Consider the following 24122-nt stretch of genomic DNA (forward strand, 5'->3'; position numbering starts at 1 on the left):
CACGCACGAAGAGAGAAGAGACATGACCGAAACCGCCGCAGTGGCGAATGAGGCCAAGGTTGTCGGGCGTATTGCTCGCGTAACCGGCCCCGTCGTCGACATCGAGTTCCCGCACGACGCAATTCCCGGCGTGTACAACGCGCTCGAGACCACCGTCGACATGGGCGAGGGCGCAACGCCTTTCACGCTCGTGCTCGAGGTTGCTCAGCACCTCGGTGACAATCTCGTTCGCGCGATTGCACTGAAGCCGACTGACGGCCTCGTTCGTGGCCAGGAAGTTGCTGACACCGGTGCACCGATCTCGGTTCCCGTTGGCGACATCACCAAGGGTAAGGTCTTTGACGTTGCAGGCAACGTCCTCAACCTGCCCGATGGCGAAACCATCGAGATCACCGAGCGTTGGGGCATCCACCGCACTCCTCCTGCATTCGACCAGCTCGAGTCGAAGACTCAGCTCTTCGAAACCGGCATCAAGTCGATCGACCTTTTGACCCCCTACGTTCAGGGCGGCAAGATTGGTCTGTTCGGTGGTGCAGGCGTTGGTAAGACCGTCCTCATCCAGGAGATGATCCAGCGTGTGGCTCAGGACCACGGTGGTGTTTCGGTCTTCGCAGGTGTCGGCGAGCGTACCCGTGAGGGTAACGACCTGATTCACGAGATGGAAGAAGCAGGCGTCTTCGACAAGACCGCACTTGTTTTCGGCCAGATGGATGAGCCCCCCGGGACGCGTCTTCGCGTTGCACTCTCGGCTCTGACCATGGCTGAGTACTTCCGTGATGTTCAGAAGCAGGACGTTCTCCTCTTCATCGATAACATCTTCCGCTTCACGCAGGCTGGCTCGGAGGTTTCGACTCTTCTCGGCCGCATGCCTTCGGCAGTGGGCTACCAGCCGAACCTCGCGGACGAGATGGGCATCCTCCAGGAGCGCATCACCTCGACCCGTGGTCACTCGATTACGTCGCTTCAGGCAATTTACGTGCCTGCGGATGACTACACCGACCCGGCTCCGGCAACCACCTTCGCGCACCTCGATGCAACCACCGAGCTGTCGCGTGAGATCGCTTCGAAGGGTCTGTACCCCGCGATCGATCCGCTGACCTCGTCGTCGCGCATCATGGATCCCCGTTACTTGGGCGAGGATCACTACCGCGTGGCTACCACCGTCAAGCAGATCCTGCAGAAGAACAAGGAACTTCAGGAGATCATCGCCATCCTCGGTGTCGACGAGCTCTCGGAAGAAGACAAGATTACGGTTGCACGCGCACGCCGTATCCAGCAGTTCCTCTCGCAGAACACCTACATGGCGAAGAAGTTCACCGGTGTTGAGGGCTCGACTGTTCCCCTCAAGGAGACCATCGAGTCGTTCGATGCAATCGCAAAGGGCGAGTTCGACCACGTTGCAGAGCAGGCGTTCTTCAACGTTGGTGGTATCGGCGATGTCGAGGAGAACTGGGCACGTATGCAGAAGGAAATGGCTTAGTCCATGGCTGCACTCAACGTCAGCGTGGTCTCCGCAACCAGCAAGCTCTGGTCGGGAGAAGCCACCCAGGTGGTCGCGCGGACCGTCGAAGGCGAGATCGGCATCCTTGCTGGTCACGAGCCCTTCCTCGCACTGCTCGCTCAGGGCGAGGTGCGTGTGAAGACTGTTGCAGGCGAGACCATTACGGTCAACGCTGAAGACGGTTTCTTCTCGGTCGACAACGACAACGTGACCGTGGTCGCGGGTACGGCAGTTCTGGCCTAACCCTCCCACGCGGTTACCGCAGGGCCGGTTCGCTTTACGCGACCGGCCCTGCGCCATTTCTAAGGAAAAATGTATGCGAGTTCTTCTGCCACCGTCTGAGACGAAACGTCTTGGCGGATCGGGTCTCTCGGAGACCCTGTCCTTTGCAGAAGATCTCTCGGCAGCACGCGCTGCCGTGCGTTCGGCGCTCATCGACTTGAGTGGCGATGAAGATGCGGCGATCCGCGTCCTAAAACTCGGCGTGAAAAACCGTGGCGAAGCCGCGCTCAATCTCGCCCTCAGCTCGGGGGAGCTACTTCCGGCGATTGAGCGCTACACCGGGGTGCTCTATGACGCGCTCGATGTCGACTCGCTGGCTCCAGGGGCGCGAACATGGGTTGACGCGCACGTGTTTGTGCAGTCGGCGCTCTTTGGGCTTATCGCGGCGACTGATGCGGTCCCAAGCTACCGGCTTTCGGCATCAACGCGGTTGCCGGCGCTCACAAAGCCGCTCAAGCGCACCTGGCAGGACGCTCACGCCAATATCTGGGACGAGGCTCCGTACGTACTCGATCTCAGAGCAAAGGATTACGCTGCGCTCGCTCCGCTTCCTGTGGGCGTTGGTGACATGGTTGAGGTGCTGAGTCGTGCCGAAGACGGCACGCTTCGCGCACTCAATCACTTCAATAAGGCTGGTAAGGGCTCGCTCGTGCGGGAACTTGCCCAATCGCAGGTTGACGTTCACTCCCGTGGCGAGCTGCTCAGTTGGGCTGCTGAGCGCGGGATTGAACTCAGTGAGGCTGAGGATGATCCGAAATCATCACCGCTTCGCCTCATTACCAACATTGGCGCGCCAGGTGTTCGGTAGCGCGAGATTCACAGAGAATAGAATGACAGTCCAGAATTCAGGAGGAGAACCGGTGATCGGTCGTGGAGAGAACGCTGTAAGACGGAGGCTTCAGGTCTCGGCGTCGAGCGAACTCGAAGTCGAACTATCATGGTTCTCGCTCACCGACGTTGGGCGCCGCCGCGAGGTAAATCAGGACAGCTATGTTGTGGCACCGCCGGTGTTTGCAGTGGCAGACGGCATGGGCGGTCACTCTGCTGGCGAAGTTGCTTCGGCAGCCGTAGTGAACCGACTTGCTGAGCTCAAGGACGATTGGGACGCAGGGGAGTCGAACATTGAAGCGCTCCTCACCCAAGCAGTGAGTGACATTCAGGTTGACGCTGGTGACACTGACCTCGGTGCAGGCACGACCGTCACCGGCGCACTGCTGTCGAGCGAAGATGACATGCCGGTTTGGCGTGTCTTTAACATCGGTGATTCCCGGGTCTACCAGTATTTCAAGGGTGCGCTGAGCCAGATCACTGTGGATCACTCCGTTGTACAGCACCTCATTGATACAGGAGCTATTACTGAGGAAGAAGCTGAGACGCACCCGCATGCCAACGTGATCACGCGTGCAGTTGGATTCAACGAACCTCCCGTTCCTGATTACACCTCGCTTGCAGCGATCGCTGGACAGCGTCTTCTGCTGTGCTCTGACGGTCTCGTAAAAGAGCTCACCGATCTCGGCATTCAGTATTTCCTCGCAAACACGAGCACGGCTGAGGCTGCGGCGCAGGCACTCGTGAAGGAAGCGCTTGACAACTCGGGCCGCGACAACGTCACGGTCGTTGTGATCGATATTCATTCTGTGGGTGACGTGGTTGACACCGGCAGCTTCATTCTCGAGGACGAGGCCGAGACTGAGGAAAACGCCTAGTCATCAATTGTCTACGCGCGAGCAATGTGAAACATATTGCCCCGGAAGTGACATGTTAGCCTGAAAGTTCCATCTCTGTCAGAAAATTGACAGATTGCAGCGACACTCAGGAGCGTGGCATGACAAGTCTCGAAGCACCAACCGGTCAGTATCTGAAGCGGATCTTCGAGAAATCAGGGTTGGTGACGGTCGCCTGGATCATGCTCATCGTCTTTGGTGTCGCACTCGTGATGTCGTTCATGATCGTAGGTGCGCTGCTCTCACAGGGGAGTAGTGGCATATTCACTGGTGGACTCGGCACGATCCTTGGAATGATCGCGACCGGCATGGCCGGCGTGCTCGGTGCGGGCTGGACCGGTGAGGGCGGCGTATCTGCGTTCTTTGCTGACGTTGATGGCTCGATCACTGTTTCGTTGTTCTCACTGACCACGCTTGCGCTCGTGGCTACCGGCGTTGTGCTTGTGCTTCGTAAGCGAGCACGCGGCGATGTGCCTGCACCCAATGTTGGTTTTGCTGCGATCCGCGCTGGTATTGAAGGCTTTGCGATTAGCATTATATTCACGCTCGCGCTCAGTCTTATTCGCGTGAACCTTGTGAATGTGCCCGGTGTCTCGGGTCAGATGCACGGCCGGCCGATTGCAATGCTCTTTACGCTCGGGGCTGTTCTCACGGTGACGACCCTCATCGCGCGCGAGGTGTTTAACCCTGCGAGTAAGTTGCGTCCGCTGCTTGCAAACCCGTTCGTGCGTGAGACTCACGTGTTCCTTGCCGCGACCGCAGCTACGTTCGTGCCGCTTACCCTCGCACTGCTCGTTGTTGCAATGGTGAAAACCAGCCCTATCGTGGTGCTGCTCGCGATTCCGTATCTCTTGAATCTTCTGCTCGCAGCCGTCTCATTTGGCTACCTCGGCGGCGCGGTTGCAGAGGTGCCGATGGCAGGCGGCGAGCTGCTCATGGTGTGGGACCTTGGTGTCTGGCCGACCGTGCTCGTATACCTGTCCCTAGTGTTGAGCATTTTCATCAGTGCCGTCGCAGTTGGCCTGCGTCGTCAACGCGCAGTGACCCTGCGTGCTTCACACATCTGGCAGCTTCCGGTCGGCGCGGTTGTCTCCTGGCTCGTGATTGTGTTGTTCATGCTCCCGATCTCGTTGACCGCGGGCGTCTCGATGTTCGGTTCGATGCGCACCGTGATTACGGTCACCTGGTGGGTGCCGTTTACCGCTGCGCTCGCTTCCTTTATCGTGGCGCTGCTCGCTGAGGTTGCTCCGCGTTGGGTGTACCTTGTGAACCCGACGATGCTGCGGTTGTTTGCGCCGCTTGTGACCGTGAATCACTGGCTCTCGGGGGCGCCGGTTGCTTCCGCGGCTGCGCCGCAGCAGGGCGCTCCGTATGCGCCGGCCGAGCCGGCAGCTCCCGTGGCTCCATATGCACCGGCTGCTCCGTACGCTGCGCCCATGCAGCCTACGGCTTACCCGTCGCCGGGGGCATACCCGCCAGCTGGCTACGACCCGAACGCATTACAGTATCCGCCACAGGTGGGCCACTCTGCCCCACCTGTGGCTCCTGTGGTGCACACAGTGCCGGTTGCTCCTCAGCTGCCAGTGGCGCCCACTGTGCAGGTACCGCCTGGTATGCCCACTGCTGATCAGGCTGAGACCACTCCGCTGCCCGAGGACCTTGCGGCCACGTTCACCGAGCAAGCAGCCGCACCAGCCCCAGGCGACCCGCTACCGCCGATCGACCAACAGCAGCAACTCACGCAGCCGCTCCCGCCACTTGGCGCGGCTCCCGGCCAGTCCTACGTTGACGCAACGCCGACGCTCGACCTCCCAGACCGCCAACCGATGACGCCAAAGAAGAAGCTTGGCCTGATTCTTGGCCTGGCTGGCGCGGTCGCACTCGTACTCATCATTGTCGCGAGCGTCGTGACGCTCAACGTGATCAACTCGAGCCGCAGCCCCGAAGCGGCGGTCAAGAGCTACCTGACGGATATCGCGAAGGGTGACGTTGAGGCAGCGACGCGAACGGTAGACCCCGGTATTCGCACTGCCGACCGAGGGCTGCTGACCAATGCGGTTGCCAACTCGGCGGATCACCGTATCGAGGTCATTGACGTGTCTCGCAACGAGTATGGCTCTTCCGAGAACGGTGCCTCGCACGTAGTTGATGCCGAGCTCAGTATTGATGGCGAACGCCAGAACGTGCAGTTTGCGGTGACCCGCGCAGGTAACTCCTTCGGCTTCCTGCAGAACTGGACGGTCACTACGCCGTTCATCCAGAAAGTGCGATTCGAGTCAGACGTGGAATTCTCTGCACTTGAGATCGGCGAGAAGAAGCTCGAAGTTCAGGCAGAGCCAAAAGGGGATGAGTGGCTGGATCACTACGTCTTCGAGACCTACCTGTACCCAGGTGAGTACACGATTAGTATCCCCGATACCGAGTTCACTGATTTCAGTGCGGAAACGGTGACGGTGATTCCAGAGAGCATGGAGCTCTACGAGTTGGATTACTACGAGCCAATGGATGTGTCCATTGAGGCGACCGGAAGCAAAGCGCTGCAGGCTGCCGTGCTTGAGCTCGCCAACGCTGAGTTCAAGAAGTGCGTGACGATCCCGACCAACATGGAAGACTACTGCCCGTACGATGTACGCAACAAGGACCTCGCCGTGCTTGAGCTGGGCTCATTGCCCGATGGGATCGAGGAGTTCACGCTCAACGAGTTCATGACGACCAAGGGGGTCATGCGCACTCAGCAGAACAAATCGATGTGGAACGATCCACTACTCGAAGAGCACGAGATCGTGATCTCTGGCAGCTACAAGATCGTCGACGGCAAAGTTGTCATCGACGACGTTCGTGCCCTGAGCAATTCCTATTGGGATTGGTAGGTCACTAGCCAGGTGAAATAGGTGTGGCCCCTGAGATCAATGTTCTCAGGGGCCACACCTATTTGCGCGTATGAGTTACGCAGCTGCGAGGGCCTCGTCCATAACGGTGATGACCTCTGCAATGAGCTCGTCGGTCATCTTGAGCGACGGCAGCAGGCGGATCGCCTGGTTGTAGACACCGGTCGAGAGCAGCAGTACGCCGTTCTTTGCCGCGTAGTCGACAACGTGTGCAACGAGATCAGCGTCGGGAGTCGTGGTGCCTGGCTTCGAGAACTCGATAGCGAGCATCGCGCCGTGACCGCGTACGTCTGAGACAGCTTCGTACTTCTCCTGGAGGCCACGCAGGCCAGCCATGAACGAAGCTTCGATGCGCTGAGCCTCTGCAAGGAGGTTCTGTGCCTCGATCTGCTCGAACACTGCAACGGCAGCTGCGCACGAGACGGGGTTACCGCCGAAGGTGCCGCCGAGGCCGCCGGGCTGCGACTTGTCCATGATTTCTGCACGGCCAGTGACGCCAGCGAGGGGGAGACCACCCGCGATGCCCTTTGCGGTGAGAATTAGGTCGGGCTGCACACCGAAGTGCTGGAACGAGAACATCTTGCCCGAACGAGCGATACCCGCCTGCACCTCATCAGCGATGAAGACGATGCCGTTTTCGCGGCACCACTCAGCGAGTGCGGGGAGGTAGCCGTCTGCGGGAACGACGAAGCCGCCCTCGCCCTGGATGGGCTCGAAGACCAGGCAAGCGAGGTCTTCAGCGCCGGCTGCCTTCTCGAGGTAAGCGATGGTGCGTGCTGCAGCTTCTGCGCCGGTCAGACCGTCGTGAAGCGGGTACGAGTTGGGAGCCTTGTAGATGTTGCCTGCGCGGGGGCCGTAACCCTGTGCGTAGGGTGCACCCTTGTGGTTCATGCTCGAGGTGAGGAGCGTACGGCCGTGGAATGCGTGCTCAAGCACAGCAACGCCGGGGCGGCCGGTGTGCTTACGAGCGATCTTCACGCCGTTCTCGACTGCCTCGGAACCCGAGTTCACGAGGACGGTCTTGTACTTCTCGTCTGCCGAAGCGTACTTTGCGAGGTACTCAGCGACCTGCACGTACTGCTCGTACGGGGTCATGGTGAAGAGCGTGTGGGTGACCTTACCCATCTGCTCGCGTGCCGCAGCGACGACAGCGTCGTCGGTGTGGCCGATGGTGGTGACGCCGATGCCGCCACACACGTCGATGATGCTGTTGCCATCAACGTCGATGATGATCGAGTCGTGTGCACGCTCGATGTAGACGGGAAGGAGGCTGTGAACGCCGGGCGGAACTACTTCCTGGCGACGTGCGTGCAGCTCCTGCGAACGGGGGCCGGGGATATCGGTCACGACGTTGCGCTTCTGGGGGATGGTGTTTTCCGTAACGATGGCTTCGCTCATGCGCCTAATCTTACTCCTGCGACCCGAAATTCCAGTGCGTTACGGGCGCGATCGTAAAGAACCGGTGCGTAAATGTGTGGTGTCGGACGCAGACGATAGAATGGTCGGTATGTCCAACGCTTCATCGTTCTTCTTGACGACGCCCATTTTCTACGTGAATGACGCCCCTCATATCGGGCACGCCTACACGGAGGTCGCTGCGGACGTCCTCGCGCGCTGGCACCGCCAGTCTGGCGATGACACCTGGTTCCTCACGGGTACCGATGAGCACGGCCAGAAGATCCTGCGCACGGCAACCGCAAACGGTGTTGAGCCCAAGGAGTGGGCGGATCGCCTGGTGGAGTCGGCATGGAAGCCGCTCCTTGACACGATCAACATCTCGAACGATGACTTCATTCGCACGACCGATAAGCGCCACGAAGAGGGCGTCGCGAAGTTCCTGCAGAAGCTGTACGACGACGGCCACGTGTACGCTGGCGAGTTTGAGGCGTTGTACTGCGTTGGCTGTGAAGAGTTCAAGCCTAAGAGCGAGATCGTCGACGGCGAAGGCGCATTCGAAGGCGAGAAGGTGTGTGCAATTCACTCCAAGCCTCTCGAGCTGCTCCAGGAGAAGAACTACTTCTTCAAGATGAGCGCATTCCAGGACCGCCTGCTTGCGCTCTACGAAGAGCGCCCCGACTTTGTCCAGCCTGCAAGCGCACGCAACGAGGTCATCGCATTCGTGCAGCAGGGCCTTGAAGACCTTTCAATCTCGCGTACCTCTTTCGACTGGGGTATCCCCATTCCCTGGGACTCGTCGCACGTCACCTACGTCTGGTTTGACGCACTCCTTAACTACGTCACCGCGACCGGCTATGGCGTAGATGAGGCAGAGTTCAACCGCCGCTGGCCCGCAACTCACATCGTGGGTAAAGACATCCTGCGTTTCCATGCCGTGATCTGGCCCGCGATGCTCATGGCTGCTGGCCTCGAGGTCCCCGCAAACGTGTTTGCTCACGGCTGGCTCCTCGTTGGTGGCGAGAAGATGTCGAAGTCGAAGCTCACCGGTATCGCACCGAATGAGATCACCGACACCTTTGGTGCTGACGCGTTCCGTTACTACTTCATGCGTGCGATCTCGTTCGGCCACGACGGCTCGTTCAGCTGGGAAGACCTTGACGCTCGCTACCATGCAGAGCTCGCAAACGGTTTCGGCAACCTTGCCAGCCGCACCCTTGCGATGAACCGCAAGTACTTCGGCGGAGTTGTGCCAGAGGCCGGCCCAGAAGAGGCAGCAGACGTCGCGATCCGCGAGCTTGCCGCACGCGTTGCTGGCGAAGCAGACGCTGCGATCGAGAAGTTCATGATCCATGACGCACTGTCGTCGGTCTGGCAGCTGGTTGATGAGCTCAACGGCTACATCACCCTGCAGGAGCCCTGGGTGCTTGCAAAGGACGAGGCAAAGCGCGACCGTCTCGGCCGCGTGCTGTACACCGTCAACGAGGGCCTGCGAGCACTCGCTGTGCTCCTCTCACCGGTCATTCCTGAAGCAACTACGAAGCTCTGGACTGCACTCGGCGCTGAAGCGACCCTCGGAGCGCTCGCTGAGCAGCCACTCCGTGAGGCAGGCACTTGGGGTCAGCTCAAGCCCGGCACCGAGCAGCATCAGCTTGCAGTTCTGTTCCCACGTATCGAAACGGACGCAGCGGGCGAGTGAGTCAGGCTACTTCCGGTTCTCGGGGCGAGCTGCCAGCGATTCCTGAATCGCTGCCGCTCCCGGTATACGACAACCACACCCATCTTGAGTTCGAGTACGGGTTCACCGTGCTCGAACCTGAGGACGCCCTCGCACGTGCGGCTCAGGCTGGCGTGCGAGGCATTGTCCAGGTCGGCACCGACCTGGAATCCAGCCGCTGGAGCGCGGCGCTTGCGGCGCGTGATCCGCGCGTTCTTGCTGCCGTTGCGCTGCATCCGAACGAGGCTCCCGAGCTGGCTTCACAGGGTGAGCTGTGCACACACCTTTCAGAGATCTCGCGGCTGGCGAGCGAACCACGCGTGCGGGCGGTCGGCGAGACCGGCCTCGACTTCTTCCGCACGGGAGAAGACGGTCGCGCCGCGCAGTACGAGTCGTTTGAAGCGCACATTGATATCGCGAAGGCGAACAAGATCGCGATGCAGATTCACGATCGTGATGCGCATGACGAGGTCGTTGCAACTCTGAAGCGTGTGAGCGCTCCCGCTGGCACGGTCTTTCACTGCTTCTCTGGTGATGCCGAACTCGCAAAGATCTGCAACGACAACGGCTGGTACATGTCGTTTTCGGGCACGATGACGTTTAAGAACGCGCCAGCGCTGCGCGAGGCGCTCGCGATCGCAGATCCAAAGCTTGTGCTCGTGGAGACGGATGCTCCGTTCCTCACGCCCGAACCGTTCCGCGGCCGTCAGAATGCGCCGTATCTTATGCCGCACACGGTGCGACGCATGGCAGACGTCCTTGCGCAGCCCCTCGATGAGCTGTGTGCACAACTGGTAGCGAATACCGAGCGAGTCTATGGCTCGTGGGAAGAGACTGAAGATGAGTGAGCGACTGCTCGGCCCCGCTGAGGTGCGTGAACTGGCTGAACGCCTCGACGTTTCGCCCACGAAGAAGCTCGGACAGAACTTTGTGATCGACCCGAACACGGTTCGTAAGATTGTCCGTCTTGCCGGGGTAGAAGCTGGTGATCGCGTGATTGAGATCGGCCCTGGCCTCGGCTCGCTGACCCTTGGCATCACCGAAGCTGGCGCAGACGTGACCGCAGTGGAGATCGATCCGCGACTTGCTGCAGAGCTTGGCGCCACGATCCGCACCATGCAGCCTGAGGTCTTCGAAGACCCAGAGGCGCCGCGCTTCCGCGTGATCCGCAGCGATGCGCTTGACGTGACCGCTGAGACGTTTGCTGAACTGCCCGCGCTCGAGCGTTTGGTCGCGAACCTGCCGTACAACGTGTCGGTGCCGATTCTCATGCACTTGCTTGAACTGATCCCGACACTGCGCTCCGGCCTCGTCATGGTGCAGGCAGAAGTCGGCTACCGCATCGCTGCAAAGCCCGGCTCGAAGGAGTACGGCGCACCGAGCGCGAAGGCTGCGTGGTACGGCGACTGGGGCATTGCCGGCACCGTGAGCCGTCGTATCTTCTGGCCAGTTCCCGGCGTTGATTCGGTATTGGTCGGTTACGAAAAGGCCGCTGAATCGATGGGCACCGAGGCTGAGCGCGTGCTCACCTTCTCGCTCATCAACGCCGCATTCGGTCAGCGCCGCAAGATGATCCGTCAGTCATTGCAGGCAGTGCTCGGCAACATGGAAGCGACCACGGCTGTCATTGAACGCGCCGGAATCGCTCCGACTATCCGCGCTGAACAGCTCAGCACGACTGATTTCCTCGCTATTGCACGCTCGGTTACAGTCGATGCATGACATGAGCCCGTCGTGCGCTACGGTGGCCATATGTTGACCACTCAGCGACGGTCTATCACCGTACGAGCTCCGGGAAAGATTAACGTCTTCTTCCGGGTTGGCTGCCTGCAGAAGGACGGCTACCACGACGTAGCTTCGCTGTATCAGGCCGTATCTTTGTTTGAAGAAGTCACCGCAACGCACGCAGACGATTTTTCGGTCACCTTTGGGGGCCCGATTGATGTCCAGGCACTCGAAGTAGATGACTCGAACCTTGCGATCCGCGCGGCGAAATTGCTCGCCGAACGTACCGGCTACACCGGTGGCGTCAGACTCGCGATTATCAAGCGCGTCCCCATTGCGGGCGGTATGGGTGGCGGATCCGCTGACGCGGCAGCAACCCTGCTCGCCTGTGACGAGCTCTGGGGCACCGGCCTCGGTCGTTCTGGGCTACTTGAACTTGCTGCCGAGCTCGGAGCCGACGTCCCGTTCGCGCTCGAGGGCGGCACCGCGGTCGGTACTGGCCGCGGCGACCAGCTCAGCCCCGCACTCGCGCAGGGCAGCTTCCACTGGGTACTCGCGCTCTCTGACCTCGGTCTCAGCACGCCTGAGGTGTACCGCATGCTTGATACTCACCGTGATGATCACTTGAGTGCACTCGGCCCGCAGCCTGAGTATGTCAAGGTCGAGACCGCGGTGCTGCAGGCAGTGCGTATCGGTGACCCCGAGTCTCTCGCTGACTCGATGCACAACGATTTGCAGGCAGCAGCGCTTCGGCTTGCACCTGAGCTCACCGAGCTTCTCGAACTCGGCGAATCGCACGGCGCCCTCGCAGGCATCGTTTCTGGTTCAGGGCCGACCATTGCGTTCCTTGCACACGATGCGCAGTCGGCCGCCGAACTGTGTGGCGTGTTGACGCGCCGCGGGATCCGCGCACTGACCGCCACCGGTCCCGTGCCTGGCGCTCGCGTAATCGAGTAAATACTTGGGAATAGATCGCGGCACATGCACGTTGGAGCAGATGTGAGCGAAAAGATTCGTGTAGACATTTGGTCCGACATTGCATGCCCCTGGTGCTACGTAGGTAAGCACCGTTTTGAGGCGGGTGTTGCGGCTTTCCAAGCAAGCAACCCTGACGTGGCGTTCGAAGTTGAATCGCACAGCTTTGAGTTGGCCCCAGATACGCCCCTCGATTTCGTTGGAAACGAGATCGACTTCCTCGTGAAGCACAAGGGCATGCCGCGTGAGTCTGTCGAGGGAATGCTCGGTCAGATGACCGGCCTCGGCGAAGACGAAGGCATCACCTTCAACTTCGGCGATATCCAGCACGTGAACACTGCCCGCGCACACCGTGCGCTGCACTTCGCGAAAGAGAACGGTCTGCAGCACGAGTTGCTCGAGCGTCTGTTCCGCGCGTACTTCACAGACGGTGAAAACCTGTCAGACGTTGACGTCATCGCGCGTCTTGCGAGCGAGGTTGGCCTCGACGCAGACGGGGTGCGTGCGGCGCTGAACGATGAGACGTACGCTGAAAAGGTAGAAGCCGACATCACTCGTGCCCGCATGCTCGGTGCGAACGGTGTTCCGTTCTTCCTCATCAACCAGAAGTACGGCATCTCTGGCGCGCAGGCGGCAGACGCATTCGCAGGCGCATTCGAGCAGGTCGTGCAGCTTGAGCGCGACGCTCAGTAGCGTTCACTAACGTTCAGTAAAAGGAGACACCAATGAGTGACACCAAGAATTTCATTGCAGCACCAGAGGCTTCGGCACCTGTTGCAGAGGAGACCACCGAGGCAGCGAATTTCGGCGCGGCAGGCTTTGCCGACGCTGAGACCCGCGAGATTCTCAACCTCCTCGGCACCGACGTTGAGAACGCCGGCTCGTGCTGCGGCGGATCCTGCTGCAGTTAATTATTTCCGCACCGAAGTTGCCGCACGAGCCGATCCTGGCTCGTGCGGCATTTTCATTGCCGCGACCGGCCTAAACTGGAGGAGCTATGGCACATCTTTTGGGGGCCGAGGCCCTACACCTCGAAGTACCGACCAAGGTTATTTTTGACTCGGTGACGCTTGGCGTCGCTGAGGGCGACCGCATCGGCATCGTCGGACGCAACGGTGACGGTAAATCATCGCTGCTCATGATGCTCGCCGGTCGTCGCAAACCTGACTCGGGCCAGGTGACGATGCGTGGCGGCACGACTATCGGAGTGCTCGACCAGGCTGACCAGTTCCCGGCTGACGAGACGGTCGGTCATGCGATCGTCGGTGACCGTCCGGAGTACGAGTGGGCAGGCGATCCGCGCGCCCGCGAGGTCATTGCCGGCTTGGTCGCGGATCTGCCGTGGGAAGCCCCCATCTCCTCGTTGTCTGGTGGCCAGAGCCGCCGCGTCGCGCTCGCGCGCTTGCTCGTCGGTGATCACGAGATGCTGTTCCTTGATGAGCCGACGAACCACCTCGATGTCGAGGGCATTGCTTGGTTGGCGGATCACCTCAAGCGCCGCTGGCCTCGCGGCCAGGGTGCGCTCCTCGTCGTGACCCACGATCGCTGGTTCCTCGATGAAGTCTGCACTGCGACCTGGGAGGTGCACGACCGTCTCGTCGAGCCCTTCGAGGGTGGCTATGCGGCCTATATTCTGCAGCGCGTTGAGCGTGACCGCCAGGCGGCAGTCGTCGAGCAGAAGCGTCAGAACCTCGCGCGCAAGGAGCTCGCGTGGCTTCGTCGCGGTGCCCCAGCGCGTACTGCGAAGCCAAAGTTCCGCATTGATGCGGCGAACGAGCTGATTGCTGACGTCCCCGAGATCCGCGACAAGGTGTCGCTGCAGTCGATGGCGGTGAACCGCCTCGGCAAGGAGGTCGTGAACCTCCTCGACGCTGGCGTCTCGTACGACGATGTGATGACGGGTGACGAGCGCGTCATTCTGAAGGACATCGAGTGGCGCCTCGCTCCCGGTGAGCGCACCGGCATCCTCGGTGTGAACGGAGCTGGCAAGTCAACCCTGCTCGGTCTGATTTCGGGCACGGTCGAACCGACCGAGGGCACTGTCAAGCGCGGCAAGACCGTGCAGGTCGCGACGCTCACCCAGCGCCTCGATGAACTGGTGGATCACCAGAACGAGCCCGTACGTGAAGTCATCGGTCGCCTGCGCTCGAACTTCACCGTGGGCAGCGGATCGAAAGCCCAGGAGCTTTCGCCTGGCCAACTGCTTGAGCGCATGGGCTTCACCAACGCTCAGCTGTCGACCCCCGTCAAGGACCTGTCGGGCGGACAGAAGCGCCGTCTGCAGCTGCTCATCATTTTGCTCGAGCAGCCGAACGTGCTCATCCTCGATGAGCCGACGAACGATCTCGACACGGACATGCTTGCCGCGATGGAAGACCTTCTCGATTCGTGGCCAGGCACCCTGCTCGTCGTCTCGCACGACCGTTACTTCCTCGAGCGCGTGACCGACCAGCAGTACGCGATCTTTGACCAGACGCTGCGCCACCTGCCCGGTGGCGTCGAGCAGTACCTTGAGTTGCGCGCGGCTGAGGATGCACGCGCAGAGGCTGGTTCTGCCGGTGGTTCGTCGGCGTCGTCGTCGAGTGGCGGATCGGCTGCTTCCTCTGCTTCGGCCTCGGCTGAGCCCGCGCTCTCGGGCGCGGAGCGTCGCGCCGCCGAGAAGGAGCTCAGCTCGATCGAGCGCAAGATGGAGCGCCTGCAGAAGGACATCGTGAAGACCCGAGACGGCCTCGCGACCCTCGACCAGGCGAACTACTCACTGCTGAATGCTGAGATGGCTAAGATTACTGCGGTTGAGGCTGAGGTTGAAGAGCTCGAAATGCGCTGGCTCGAGCTGAGCGAGCAGCTCGGCTAGTCTCCCTGCGCTTTTGCGCTTTTGCGCCTTTGCGCCTTGCGCCTTTGCGGGTCAACCCCGCGAGATCGATAGTTTCTCCCGAGAAGGATAGTTTCTGCCCGCAGAAACCCCTGTTTTCGAGAGAAAGTGGTCATCTCGCGGGGTTGACTTGTCTGTACAGCCCGCAACGACTTTGGCCCTGTGAAATAACGCAGGCCGCCCTGTGGACAGCCCATGCGGTTTCTTGTCAACGGCCTGTTTTGAGATGCTGTGGGCGCCGAGGCAGGTCACAGCATGCGAAGTGGGGGAGCGTTACGCCTGAAGCCGTGCCTCGAGTGCAGCGGCGATCTGCTCAGCGGTAGGCGCTCCCTTGAGGCCAGCTTCGGTTGGGTAGACCCGGCAGGCGAGCTGGTCGGTGCGCCCGCCTGACTCGAACAGATCGCTGCCATCGACGATGATAGTGGGTGAGCCAGCGAAACTGTGCGCTGCAGCACCTTCGGGTGTGCGGATGGTCACGTCAGCCACGACGACATCACTCAGGCCGATGGCCTCGAGCGCGCTTCGCGTGTGGGCAAGTGCTGCCTCTGCGCTTGGGCAGCCGTCGATGGAGAGAACCTGAACCTTCATGCTCCGAGTGTAACCCTGCGTGGGTGAGGCAACACCAAGAAAGCGTCACCGTCGAATCGAGACGGTGACGCTTTCTTGGGCCGCGTCGAATGCTGTGAATCTCAGCTACCTTACAGATGTATTCGTTCAGAGAAGGTCACACGCCCTGACGGGCATTCCCGCAACGCGATGGTCAGGCGAACGGCGACTGCAAAGGTGCGGGCGGATCTGCCAAAACACAAAACCCCCGGGCCTCATGCGAGGCGCCGGGGGCAGTGGTGATGCGAAGCAGGATTAGCGGTTTGCGTCCGCGTCCTCGTCGTCAGCTTCAGCCGCATCGAGCGGGTGAACCTGCGTCGGGATCGCGGCGGTCAGCGGACGGTTCTCCTTGATGAGCTTGCGCTTGCGCAGCTGCCACAGGATGGTGAGTAGCAAGAACCAGAACGGTGTCGCGAGGAACGGCGCGCGGGTGTCAGCGCCGTAGAGCAACGTGCCAGCGATGAAGACGAAGAATGCGAGCACGAGCCAGGGGGTCACGAGTCCGAACGGCATCTTGAACTGTGAAGCCTCATGACGTTCAGGGAACTTGCGGCGGTAAACGATGTAACTCACGACAATCGAGCCCCAGGTGAAGAGCACGAGGGTTGCGCACATCGACGAGACGAAGGTGAAGGCCTGCACGACGTTGTCTCCTGCGAAGAGCAGCGGCACTGCCGAGAAGAGGAACACCGAAGTGAAGAAGACCGCCTTCGACGGGACGCCTCGGTTATTCACCCAAGCAAAGCCGCGTGGTGCGTGACCATCCTTTGACAGGCCGAAGAGCATGCGAGTACCGGAGTAGAGTCCCGAGTTTGCACTCGATGCAGCCGAGGTGAGTACGACGAGCTGAATAGCAAAGGCCGCCATGCCGAAGCCTGCAAGTGACAGCGTCGACACGAAGGGACTCTTTTCAGGGTCGATCTGGTCCCACGGGGTGATGCTCATGATGACGCCAAGCGCGAGCACGTAGAAGAGCATAATGCGCATGACGATCGAGTTGATCGCCTTCGGGAGGTTCTTGCGCGGGTTCTCGGTCTCAGCGGCTGCGGTGCCGACGAGCTCAACGCCGATGAAGGAGAAGATACCCATCTGGAAGCCGAGCACGAAGCCGCTTGCGCCCATCGGGAACATGCCGCCGTGCGCCCACAGGTTGGTGACCGACGCAGTGTTACCCGAGGGAGACTGGAAACCAATGGCGATGAGGATGATGCCGACAGCAATGAGGGCAAGAATCGCGACAATCTTAATGATTGCGAACCAGAACTCGGTCTCGCCGAAGAACTTCACGGGTTGCAGGTTCAGTAGCAGCAGCACGCCAGCAGCAATGAGCGCTGGCAGCCAGGCTGGGATAGCGGCGTTGAACCACTGCACGTAGGCCGTAATCGCAATGATGTCTGCGACGCAGGCGATGACCCACGAGAACCAGTAGTTCCATGAGACGAAGAAGCCAGCCCACGGGCCGAGCAGATCCTTCGCAATGTCACCGAACGTGTGATAGTGGAGGTTTGACAGCAGCAGCTCGCCGAGTGCGCGCATGATGAAGAAGACGAAGAAGCCGATAATCATGTAGACGAAGATGATCGACGGGCCGCTGACACTGATGAGCTTGCCAGAGCCGAGGAACAGGCCGGTGCCGATGGCGCCGCCAATTGCGATGAGCTGCAGGTGGCGGTTCTTCAGCCCGCGCTGCATCTCTGTTGGTTGGGTGGTCGAGTGTGAGGTATTCATGACACTCCTTTGTGTTAAGTCAGAAAAAATTAAGGAGTCTGGGGTTGCCGCAGCCAGCGCAGGCAACCCCAGCTCAATCACACGACGACGCGGAATGTGTCGAGTGCAGGGTCGTTTGCGCCCCGGACATAACCGGAGGCTGCGGCAGCGGTGGCGCGCAGGAAGTCCACGGCAGCCTGACTGAGGATTTCACCCGGGAGCACATTCGGTACTCCGGGGGGATACGCCGCGAGCGGGTCAGCCGAAACTCGACCAACCGCGTCCTGATAGGAAACGGTCTCTACGCTACCAAAGAATGCCTCGCCAAGCCCCATCGCGCGCTCGCAGCTGGGCGGCAGGGTGAAGGGACGTTCCGGCTCGATCTCTGCTTCGGGGAGTGCCTGCAGCGAGTTCCAGAACCGATCAACATCGAGCGGCGACGTTGCGCCGATGAGCAGCAGCAGTGCTGACGGAGTGGAAAGTTCGCAGTAGATACGGTGATCGCTGAGCAGGAGTGAGTGTGCGTCATCGCCACGAATGCCGGCGCCGCGGGTGTCGATTGCGACCTTCAGGGGGTCAATCGCGATCGTGCCGGGGCTTGCCAGGATGTCTGCCGTGGCGTCGCGGTAGCGGCGATCGTTCTTGATCCGCGCCCGAATCTCGTTCGCCGATGCGACCGCAAGGCCGACGCGCTCCTGGTTCATGACGATGTGGCGGCGTGCTTCGTCGATCGAGGCGAGCAGCAGTGCGCTCGTGCTCGTCGACTGGTGCGAACGTACCACGCGATCGGTGAGTGATTCGAGCTTTTCAGCGAACGGGCCGTGGCCGAGCTGCAGCATTGCCGACTGCGTGAGCGAGCCTGCAGCCTTGTGGGTGCTCGAAACAACGAGGTCGGCACCGAGGCGCGCGGCATTGACCGGCAACTCTGGGTGCAAGCCGAAGTGTGAACCCCACGACTCGTCGACGATGAGCGGGACACCGTGCTTGTGTGCCACCTCAGAGATCGCCGCGACGTCAGAGACCGCACCGAAGTAGCTCGGAGACACGATGAATACTGACGACGCCTGCGGGTTCTCGGTCAGTGCGGTGTCGACCTGCTCAGCGGTGACGCCGTGGTTCGAACCGAGGCCGGTATCAACGAAGCCGTGCACGAAGTGCGGGGTGATGCCCACGCGCGCGATGCCGTCAATCACGCTGGAGTGCATGCTGCGCTGCACCACGATGTCGGTGCCGAGGCCGCGCGCGACGCTTGTCGCGATGTGGTTGCCGCCGGAAGCGCCGGTCGTGATGAACCAGGTGCGCGATGCGCCCCAGGCCTCAGCGGCGAGATCCTGGGCCTCCATGATCGGGGTGACGCGACCGGGGGTGGTGAGGCGCCAGGTCTCCTGATCGATGCTGCTGAAAAGCATCGGGAAATCAAGCGTGAGAGCGTGTTCGCCAACGAGCGAAGCTACGCCGGGCGCATTTTCTGCCTTCGCCTGGTGGCCGGGTACGTGAATACGCTGCCAGTCCTGCTGCGCGAGCGAGCGCAGCGCATCTGCGTAGGGGGTAACCGAGTGACGTTCAAGGAACGCGGATCGGTCACCTGGGGTGTCTGAGTCTTGCATTGCCATGCAAGCAGATTCTCACCAATGTTCAACGTACGGAATATCAGACACCCCGAGGGGCGTGTAATACACCGTATGTCATACGATAGGAGTGTGATGAATCTTCAACAGTTTCGTGTGCTGCTCGCGGTGCGCGATACCGGCAGCCTGACCCGTGCAGCGGAGTCGCTGCACTACGGCGTGCCCACGGTTGCCCACCATCTCCGCACACTCGAGGCGCACCTCCAAGCGCCGCTTGTTGAGCGCACCAGGGGTGGCACGACGCTCACGCCCATTGGCGAGTTCTTCGCAACGGAAATGGCTTCCGTGCTTGATCGCCTCGATGCGGCAGAGCGCGCAGTGGCGGATCGCCGTGACGCCGGCGTCGTCACCCTGCGCGTCGGCACGTTCGCCTCGATCGGTTCCCGGCTCCTGCCGCCGGCCATGGCCGAACTGCAGCAGCAGACCTCGGTGCGGATCGAGATTACTGAGGGTGAGCCGACCGAGATCGTGCGCCTGCTTCGCGCGGGCGACCTGCACGCCGGGATCATCTACGACACCTCGGATGAGCCGGCATTCGAGAGCCCGGATCTCAGCTCGTTGCCTTTGCTCTCTGAACCCTATCGCGTGCTCGTTGGCGAGGGGAGCGAGTGGGCAAAGCGTGGCATGCTCGATCTCACTGAACTCACCGATGTCGGATGGATGACAAGCCGTGCAGGTGATGAAGCATCAGATCGCGTACTCAAGCGTGTGTTCGGTGGAATCGGCAGCGAGGTCCGTGCACTCGTACGCACGGACGATGCATACATGATCCATGGCCTTGTTGAATCGGGTCTCGGCCTTGCCCTCACCACCAGAGCGGCAGTAGATCTCGACTTCGACGTCGACCTGCGCGCCACGGTTCAGCCGCTTGGCGATCGACGCGTGTCTTTCGTCACGCGCAGCGAAGGTGCCCCGCCTGCGACCCAGTGGCTTGGTGAGATTATGCAGCGGATCGCGGCAGCGCGATCCGCGCCCCCTGAAATGCACCCAGCGCATGGCAGAGCGCAGTGAACACGCGAAAATGAACGCGATTCGCCACAATTTCGCAACTGTGGAACACTTGTCCCAATCTCACCGTCGAGTAGGAGGCGAAATGACCAAGTTCGAGATTGTCGAAGCGTCGATCGAGGATGTGCTGGGTGCGCTCAGTGCAGGAAATACCACCAGTGTGGAACTCGTTCGCGCATCGTTATCGCGAATTGAGGCGTACGACACCGGCGCTGATGGCCTCCACGCGGTCGTGGTCATGAACCCCGATGCGCTCGCTCAGGCAGAAGAATCTGACCGCCGCTGGGCGGCAGGCACTGCGCGCGCGCTCGAAGGCGTCCCCTTCACCGTCAAAGACTCGTACATGGTTAAGGGTCTGACCGTCGCATCGGGTTCGCCTGCGTTCGAGCACCTCACCGCGCAGTGGAATGCCTTCTCTGTTGAGAAGCTCCTGGAGGCAGGTGCAGTGCTCATCGGCAAGACCAACATGCCTCCCATGGCAGACGGTGGCATGCAGCGTGGCGTCTACGGCCGTGCGGAAAACCCGTACAACCGCGACTACCTCGCCGCGGCATACGCGTCGGGTTCGTCGAACGGTTCTGGCGTCGCAACGACCACGAGCATGGGCGTCTTCGGCATGGGTGAAGAGACCGTATCGTCAGGCCGTAGCCCCGCTTCGAACACAGGCCTCTGTGCCTACACTCCGTCGTGGGGCGTGCTATCGATCCGCGGCAACTGGCCGCTGTTCCCTGCGCGCGACGTCGTCGTACCGCACACCCGCTCGATGCCGGACATGCTCCGCCTCCTCGACGTCCTCGTGCAAGACGACGAGAACACCCGCGGCGATTTTTGGCGCAACCAGTCGGTAGTGACCCTGCCCAAGCCGAGCGAGCACCGCCCCGAGAGCTACCTCGCGCTCGCCGCAGATGCGTCGCTCGCTGGTAAGCGCTTTGCGATCCCGAAGATGTACCTCGGCAAAGACCCGAACTTCCCAATCGAGGTTCGCCCCTCGGTCATCGCGCTCTGGGAGACCGCGCGTGCGCGCTTCGAGGAGCTCGGTGCGACCGTCGTCGAAACCGACTTCCCGCTCATCGAGCGCTACGAAGGTAACCGTCCAGGTCAGGAAAACGTTGGCGAGCTCGGCGTGCTGCCCGAGGGCTGGATGGACACCGAGTTCACTGACTTCCTCGCGTTCGGGTGGGACGACTTCCTCCGCGCGAATGGTGACCCGACGATCCCGAACCTCGGTGAAGTAGATCCTGACACCATCTTCCCGCAGCCGCCAGGCACCTTGCCGGATCGCTACGAAGAGGTTGCGGACTACGAGAACCGTTACCGCGCGACTGTCGCGTACGCACGTGCCGGCATCCCGGATCCGCGCACACGCGACGACTTCGCCGATGGCCTCCGCGCGCTCGTCCAGCTGCGCGAAGATCTCTTCGAGAAGTGGCTCACTGAGAACGACCTCGACGGCGTGGTGTTCCCCGCAAACGCTGACGCTGGTCGAGAGAACGCAGAGCGTGACATCGATGCCGCTGATCACGCGTGGTCAAACGGCGTCTTTTTCTCGAACGGCAACTACGCGATTCGCCACCTCGGCGTGCCGACGGTGACCGTCGCGATGGGCATCATGTCTGACATCGGCGTTCCCGTCGGCTTGACCTTCGCTGGTCGCGCGTACTCGGACCCCGAGCTGCTCGCATACGCTGCCGCATTTGAAGCTGGCGGATCGGGCTCGCTCCGCCAGGCGCCGGCAGCAACCCCCGCCCTGTAACACCGGGCGACCTCATTGCACGAAAGTGGGGGCTGATCGTAGAAAATTACGATCAGCCCCCACTTTCATGTCTGGAAGTGAGAACCAGAACACGTCACCACTGAGGGGTCAGACGCCCTCGACAATCTTGATTGGTTCGGTGATTGGTTCATAACGGTCAATGCTCTGCCCGAGCTTGCGAAGCAGCGCGGCGAGGCGCTCACGTTCACCGCGTGACACGCCGCCGAGCATCTGTTCCTCAGCATTGGTGAGTCGGGTCATTGCGGCGTCAACGAGGGTGAGTCCATCAACCGTCATTTCGACGAGAACGCCGCGGCCGTCGTTGGGGTCGGTGAGGCGGCGAACAAGCCCGCGCTCAGCCATGCGGTCAATACGATTCGTCATCGTTCCGCTCGACACCATGGTCGCGCGCACGAGATGCTTCGGACTTTGGCGGAACGGCGCGCCGCTGCGGCGCAGCACAGAAAGTACATCAAATTCCCACGAACTCAAACCCGAACGCTCAAACGCCTGAGCGCGAGCTCGATCGAGGTGTTTAGCAACGCGGGAAAGGCGGGAAAACACCGCGAGCGGACCGAAATCGAGGTCTGGGCGAGCGTCCGTCCAGGCTGTGATGATTCCTGAAACTTCGTCCTGTGCGTGCATGATCTCTATTATCCCCGCAACACGTCACACGCGCATGTGCGTTTTCTGGCAGACTGTAACGCGTGCATTTCGCACGGTCCGCCTTAGTGTAATGGCAGCACGACAGCCTTTGGAGCTGTGAGGTTCAGGTTCGAATCCTGGAGGCGGAGCAACCAGGGGTAAACTGGTGGGTGCAGTTTGGCGCTCAGTAGGCATCAAACAGCTGCAACAACACGTTGAACGGCATTCCGGTTAGGGAAGGACCAATCAGTATGGCAGAGCACTCGCTCGCGGTCATTATCCTTGCAGCGGGTCAGGGTACCCGCATGAAGTCGACGCTTCCGAAGGTGCTGCACCCGATTGGCGGTCGTTCGCTGATCGCTCACGTGCTTGACACTGCTGCTGGTCTCGCACCCGAGCAGGTCATCGCAGTCGTTCGTCACGAACGTGAACGTGTGGCGGGCGCGATTCTCGAGCACGCTGATGCAACGGTGATTGTCGATCAGGACGAGATTCCTGGCACCGGCCGCGCCGTTGAGCAGGCGCTCGCTGCGCTTCCAGGTGATTTTGACGGCACTGTTGTGGTGCTCTCAGGCGACGTTCCCCTCATCGACGTGGCAACGCTTGAGTCGCTCGTTGCGGGTCACCGCGACGAGGGTCGTGAGATGACGATTCTCTCTGCGATCTTCAACAACCCGACTGGCCTCGGCCGCATCCTCCGTGACGAGACCGGTTCGATGACCGGCATCGTTGAAGAAAAAGACGCGACAGACGCGCAGCGCAAGATCACCGAGATTAACGGTGGAATCTACGTATTTGCGCGGCGCTCGCTTGAGGCTGCCCTCGCTCAGATCGATACGAACAATGCGCAGGCTGAGAAATACCTCACCGACGCAGCGAGCCGCATCCTTGCTGGTGGCGGTCGTGTTGACGCGGTTTCAACTCATGATCACTGGCTCATCGCCGGTGTCAATGATCGCGTGCAGCTGTCGGCTGTCGGTCGTGAGCTCAATGCTCGTACCGTCGAGGCGCACCAGCGCGCTGGCGTTACAATTCAAGACCCGACGACGACGTGGATCGATGCAGACGTGTCGATCGCGCCTGACGTCGTCGTGCTTCCGAACACCCACCTGCAGGGCGCGACGACGATCGCCACCGGTGCGCAGATCGGGCCAGACACCACTCTCGTTGATTGCGAGGTTGGTGAGGGTGCGAAGATCCGTCGGAGCGAAGCAACGCTCGCAGTGATCGGCGCTGGCGCAGAGGTTGGTCCCTTTAGCTTCATTCGCCCTGGCACCGAACTTGGTGCGAAGGGCAAGATCGGCGCATTCGTTGAGGTGAAGAACTCGCAGATCGGTGACGGCAGCAAGGTACCGCACCTGAGCTACATCGGCGATACCGAGATCGGTACCGGCAGTAATGTCGGTGCCGGCACGATCGTCGCAAACTACGACGGAGTCAATAAGCACCGCACGGTCATCGGAGACGCAGTGCGCATCGGCTCCAAGAATGTACTTATCGCGCCGGTAACGGTCGAGGACGGCGTGTATACCGCTGCCGGTACAGTAGTGCGTAAGGGAGTGCCGGCTGGTTCTCTCGCGATGAGTGTCTCCCCGCAGCGAAACATCGTTGGCTGGGTAGCCGAAAATAGGTCAGGTACCGCTTCCGCAGAAGCGGCGGAGCGAGCAGAACATGCGAAGGGCAGCGTAGAGTAACT

The 24122-nt window shown here is 60.9% G+C and carries 20 protein-coding genes and 1 tRNA gene; 16 read left to right on the forward strand and 5 right to left on the reverse strand.

All coding sequences use genetic code 11. From position 1 onward, the window contains the following. Positions 1-22 precede the first annotated feature (22 nt). From atpD to ICL81_RS01785, 5 genes are all read left to right on the forward strand, one after another. A complete protein-coding gene (gene atpD / locus ICL81_RS01765; protein ID WP_188033251.1) occupies positions 23-1480 on the forward strand; it encodes a F0F1 ATP synthase subunit beta in 1458 nt (485 codons plus the stop codon). A gap of 3 nt (positions 1481-1483) precedes the next feature. Then, positions 1484-1744 carry a F0F1 ATP synthase subunit epsilon gene (locus ICL81_RS01770; RefSeq protein ID WP_188022648.1) on the forward strand — a complete coding sequence of 87 codons (261 nt, stop codon included), beginning with the start codon at positions 1484-1486 and terminating at the stop codon, positions 1742-1744. Between the two features lie 73 nt (positions 1745-1817). Next, a complete protein-coding gene (locus ICL81_RS01775; protein ID WP_188033252.1) occupies positions 1818-2591 on the forward strand; it encodes a YaaA family protein in 774 nt (257 codons plus the stop codon). 52 nt (positions 2592-2643) lie between these two features. Then, positions 2644-3489, forward strand: a complete 846-nt coding sequence (locus ICL81_RS01780; RefSeq protein WP_188033253.1) for a protein phosphatase 2C domain-containing protein — start codon at positions 2644-2646, stop codon at positions 3487-3489. A 119-nt stretch (positions 3490-3608) separates the two neighbouring features. Beyond that, entirely contained in the window at positions 3609-6377 is a 2769-nt protein-coding gene (locus tag ICL81_RS01785; RefSeq protein WP_188033254.1) for a hypothetical protein, read from the forward strand. Between the two features lie 75 nt (positions 6378-6452). On the opposite strand, the gene ICL81_RS01790 is transcribed toward ICL81_RS01785, so the two are convergent. After that, entirely contained in the window at positions 6453-7793 is a 1341-nt protein-coding gene (locus ICL81_RS01790; protein ID WP_188033255.1) for an aminotransferase class III-fold pyridoxal phosphate-dependent enzyme, read from the reverse strand. Positions 7794-7902: 109 nt separating this feature from the next. Between ICL81_RS01790 and metG the strand changes: the two genes are divergently transcribed. The 7 genes from metG to ICL81_RS01825 all read left to right on the forward strand — a co-directional run bounded on the left by metG (position 7903) and on the right by ICL81_RS01825 (position 15061). Continuing rightward, complete coding sequence (metG, locus tag ICL81_RS01795; RefSeq protein WP_188033256.1) at positions 7903-9489, forward strand: methionine--tRNA ligase; 1587 nt, start codon at positions 7903-7905, stop codon at positions 9487-9489. Continuing rightward, the gene (locus ICL81_RS01800) at positions 9486-10355 is read left to right on the forward strand and encodes a TatD family hydrolase (protein ID WP_188033257.1); all 870 of its coding nucleotides are present in this window, start codon (positions 9486-9488) and stop codon (positions 10353-10355) included. Before metG ends, ICL81_RS01800 begins: the two co-directional genes overlap by 4 nt. Next, positions 10348-11229, forward strand: a complete 882-nt coding sequence (gene rsmA, locus ICL81_RS01805; RefSeq protein ID WP_188033258.1) for a 16S rRNA (adenine(1518)-N(6)/adenine(1519)-N(6))-dimethyltransferase RsmA — start codon at positions 10348-10350, stop codon at positions 11227-11229. The genes ICL81_RS01800 and rsmA overlap by 8 nt, the downstream gene beginning before the upstream one ends. A 30-nt stretch (positions 11230-11259) precedes the next feature. Next, positions 11260-12189, forward strand: a complete 930-nt coding sequence (locus ICL81_RS01810; RefSeq protein WP_188033259.1) for a 4-(cytidine 5'-diphospho)-2-C-methyl-D-erythritol kinase — start codon at positions 11260-11262, stop codon at positions 12187-12189. A 42-nt stretch (positions 12190-12231) separates the two neighbouring features. Further along, positions 12232-12900, forward strand: a complete 669-nt coding sequence (locus ICL81_RS01815) for a DsbA family oxidoreductase (protein ID WP_188033260.1) — start codon at positions 12232-12234, stop codon at positions 12898-12900. Between the two features lie 32 nt (positions 12901-12932). Beyond that, a complete protein-coding gene (locus ICL81_RS01820) occupies positions 12933-13118 on the forward strand; it encodes a hypothetical protein (RefSeq protein ID WP_188033261.1) in 186 nt (61 codons plus the stop codon). Positions 13119-13204: 86 nt separating this feature from the next. Further along, entirely contained in the window at positions 13205-15061 is a 1857-nt protein-coding gene (locus ICL81_RS01825; protein WP_188033262.1) for an ABC-F family ATP-binding cassette domain-containing protein, read from the forward strand. Positions 15062-15352: 291 nt separating this feature from the next. On the opposite strand, the gene ICL81_RS01830 is transcribed toward ICL81_RS01825, so the two are convergent. The 3 genes from ICL81_RS01830 to ICL81_RS01840 all read right to left on the reverse strand — a co-directional run bounded on the left by ICL81_RS01830 (position 15353) and on the right by ICL81_RS01840 (position 19005). Continuing rightward, complete coding sequence (locus tag ICL81_RS01830) at positions 15353-15667, reverse strand: hypothetical protein (protein ID WP_188033263.1); 315 nt, start codon at positions 15665-15667, stop codon at positions 15353-15355. A gap of 273 nt (positions 15668-15940) precedes the next feature. Further along, on the reverse strand, positions 15941-17413 hold the full coding sequence (locus tag ICL81_RS01835) for an amino acid permease (RefSeq protein ID WP_188033264.1): 1473 nt from the start codon (positions 17411-17413) through the stop codon (positions 15941-15943). 77 nt (positions 17414-17490) lie between these two features. Next, entirely contained in the window at positions 17491-19005 is a 1515-nt protein-coding gene (locus tag ICL81_RS01840) for an aminotransferase class I/II-fold pyridoxal phosphate-dependent enzyme (protein WP_188022635.1), read from the reverse strand. Positions 19006-19095: 90 nt separating this feature from the next. Here ICL81_RS01840 and ICL81_RS01845 point away from each other — a divergent pair, with 90 nt between their 5' ends. Continuing rightward, positions 19096-20031 (forward strand): LysR family transcriptional regulator, encoded by a 936-nt coding sequence (locus tag ICL81_RS01845; RefSeq protein ID WP_223160544.1) that lies wholly within the window; start codon positions 19096-19098, stop codon positions 20029-20031. 82 nt (positions 20032-20113) lie between these two features. Then, positions 20114-21781, forward strand: coding sequence for an amidase (locus tag ICL81_RS01850; protein ID WP_188033266.1), 1668 nt, complete (start codon positions 20114-20116; stop codon positions 21779-21781). A 108-nt stretch (positions 21782-21889) separates the two neighbouring features. Here the strand turns inward: ICL81_RS01850 and ICL81_RS01855 are convergent, their stop codons facing one another. Then, complete coding sequence (locus ICL81_RS01855; protein WP_188033267.1) at positions 21890-22426, reverse strand: MarR family winged helix-turn-helix transcriptional regulator; 537 nt, start codon at positions 22424-22426, stop codon at positions 21890-21892. A gap of 77 nt (positions 22427-22503) precedes the next feature. Between ICL81_RS01855 and ICL81_RS01860 the strand changes: the two genes are divergently transcribed. Together ICL81_RS01860 and glmU are read left to right on the forward strand one after the other, a co-directional pair. After that, a tRNA-Gln gene (locus ICL81_RS01860) sits at positions 22504-22575 on the forward strand. Positions 22576-22677: 102 nt separating this feature from the next. Beyond that, positions 22678-24120, forward strand: a complete 1443-nt coding sequence (glmU, locus tag ICL81_RS01865) for a bifunctional UDP-N-acetylglucosamine diphosphorylase/glucosamine-1-phosphate N-acetyltransferase GlmU (RefSeq protein ID WP_188033268.1) — start codon at positions 22678-22680, stop codon at positions 24118-24120. The last annotated feature ends 2 nt before the right edge of the window (positions 24121-24122 follow it).

Origin of the sequence: Leucobacter sp. cx-328, assembly GCF_014530035.1 — a bacterium.
Taxonomy (GTDB): Bacteria; Actinomycetota; Actinomycetes; order Actinomycetales; family Microbacteriaceae; genus Leucobacter.

Bases quoted from the DNA above. Each gene is read 5' to 3' on its own strand.
- atpD (WP_188033251.1), top strand. From the start codon at position 23: ATGACCGAAACCGCCGCAGTGGCGAATGAGGCCAAGGTTGTCGGGCGT.
- ICL81_RS01770 (WP_188022648.1), top strand. From the start codon at position 1,484: ATGGCTGCACTCAACGTCAGCGTGGTCTCCGCAACCAGCAAGCTCTGG.
- ICL81_RS01775 (WP_188033252.1), top strand. From the start codon at position 1,818: ATGCGAGTTCTTCTGCCACCGTCTGAGACGAAACGTCTTGGCGGATCG.
- ICL81_RS01785 (WP_188033254.1), top strand. From the start codon at position 3,609: ATGACAAGTCTCGAAGCACCAACCGGTCAGTATCTGAAGCGGATCTTC.
- ICL81_RS01790 (WP_188033255.1), bottom strand. From the start codon at position 7,793: ATGAGCGAAGCCATCGTTACGGAAAACACCATCCCCCAGAAGCGCAAC.
- metG (WP_188033256.1), top strand. From the start codon at position 7,903: ATGTCCAACGCTTCATCGTTCTTCTTGACGACGCCCATTTTCTACGTG.
- rsmA (WP_188033258.1), top strand. From the start codon at position 10,348: ATGAGTGAGCGACTGCTCGGCCCCGCTGAGGTGCGTGAACTGGCTGAA.
- ICL81_RS01810 (WP_188033259.1), top strand. From the start codon at position 11,260: ATGTTGACCACTCAGCGACGGTCTATCACCGTACGAGCTCCGGGAAAG.
- ICL81_RS01820 (WP_188033261.1), top strand. From the start codon at position 12,933: ATGAGTGACACCAAGAATTTCATTGCAGCACCAGAGGCTTCGGCACCT.
- ICL81_RS01825 (WP_188033262.1), top strand. From the start codon at position 13,205: ATGGCACATCTTTTGGGGGCCGAGGCCCTACACCTCGAAGTACCGACC.
- ICL81_RS01830 (WP_188033263.1), bottom strand. From the start codon at position 15,667: ATGAAGGTTCAGGTTCTCTCCATCGACGGCTGCCCAAGCGCAGAGGCA.
- ICL81_RS01835 (WP_188033264.1), bottom strand. From the start codon at position 17,413: ATGAATACCTCACACTCGACCACCCAACCAACAGAGATGCAGCGCGGG.
- ICL81_RS01840 (WP_188022635.1), bottom strand. From the start codon at position 19,005: ATGGCAATGCAAGACTCAGACACCCCAGGTGACCGATCCGCGTTCCTT.
- ICL81_RS01845 (WP_223160544.1), top strand. From the start codon at position 19,096: ATGAATCTTCAACAGTTTCGTGTGCTGCTCGCGGTGCGCGATACCGGC.
- ICL81_RS01850 (WP_188033266.1), top strand. From the start codon at position 20,114: ATGACCAAGTTCGAGATTGTCGAAGCGTCGATCGAGGATGTGCTGGGT.
- ICL81_RS01855 (WP_188033267.1), bottom strand. From the start codon at position 22,426: ATGCACGCACAGGACGAAGTTTCAGGAATCATCACAGCCTGGACGGAC.
- glmU (WP_188033268.1), top strand. From the start codon at position 22,678: ATGGCAGAGCACTCGCTCGCGGTCATTATCCTTGCAGCGGGTCAGGGT.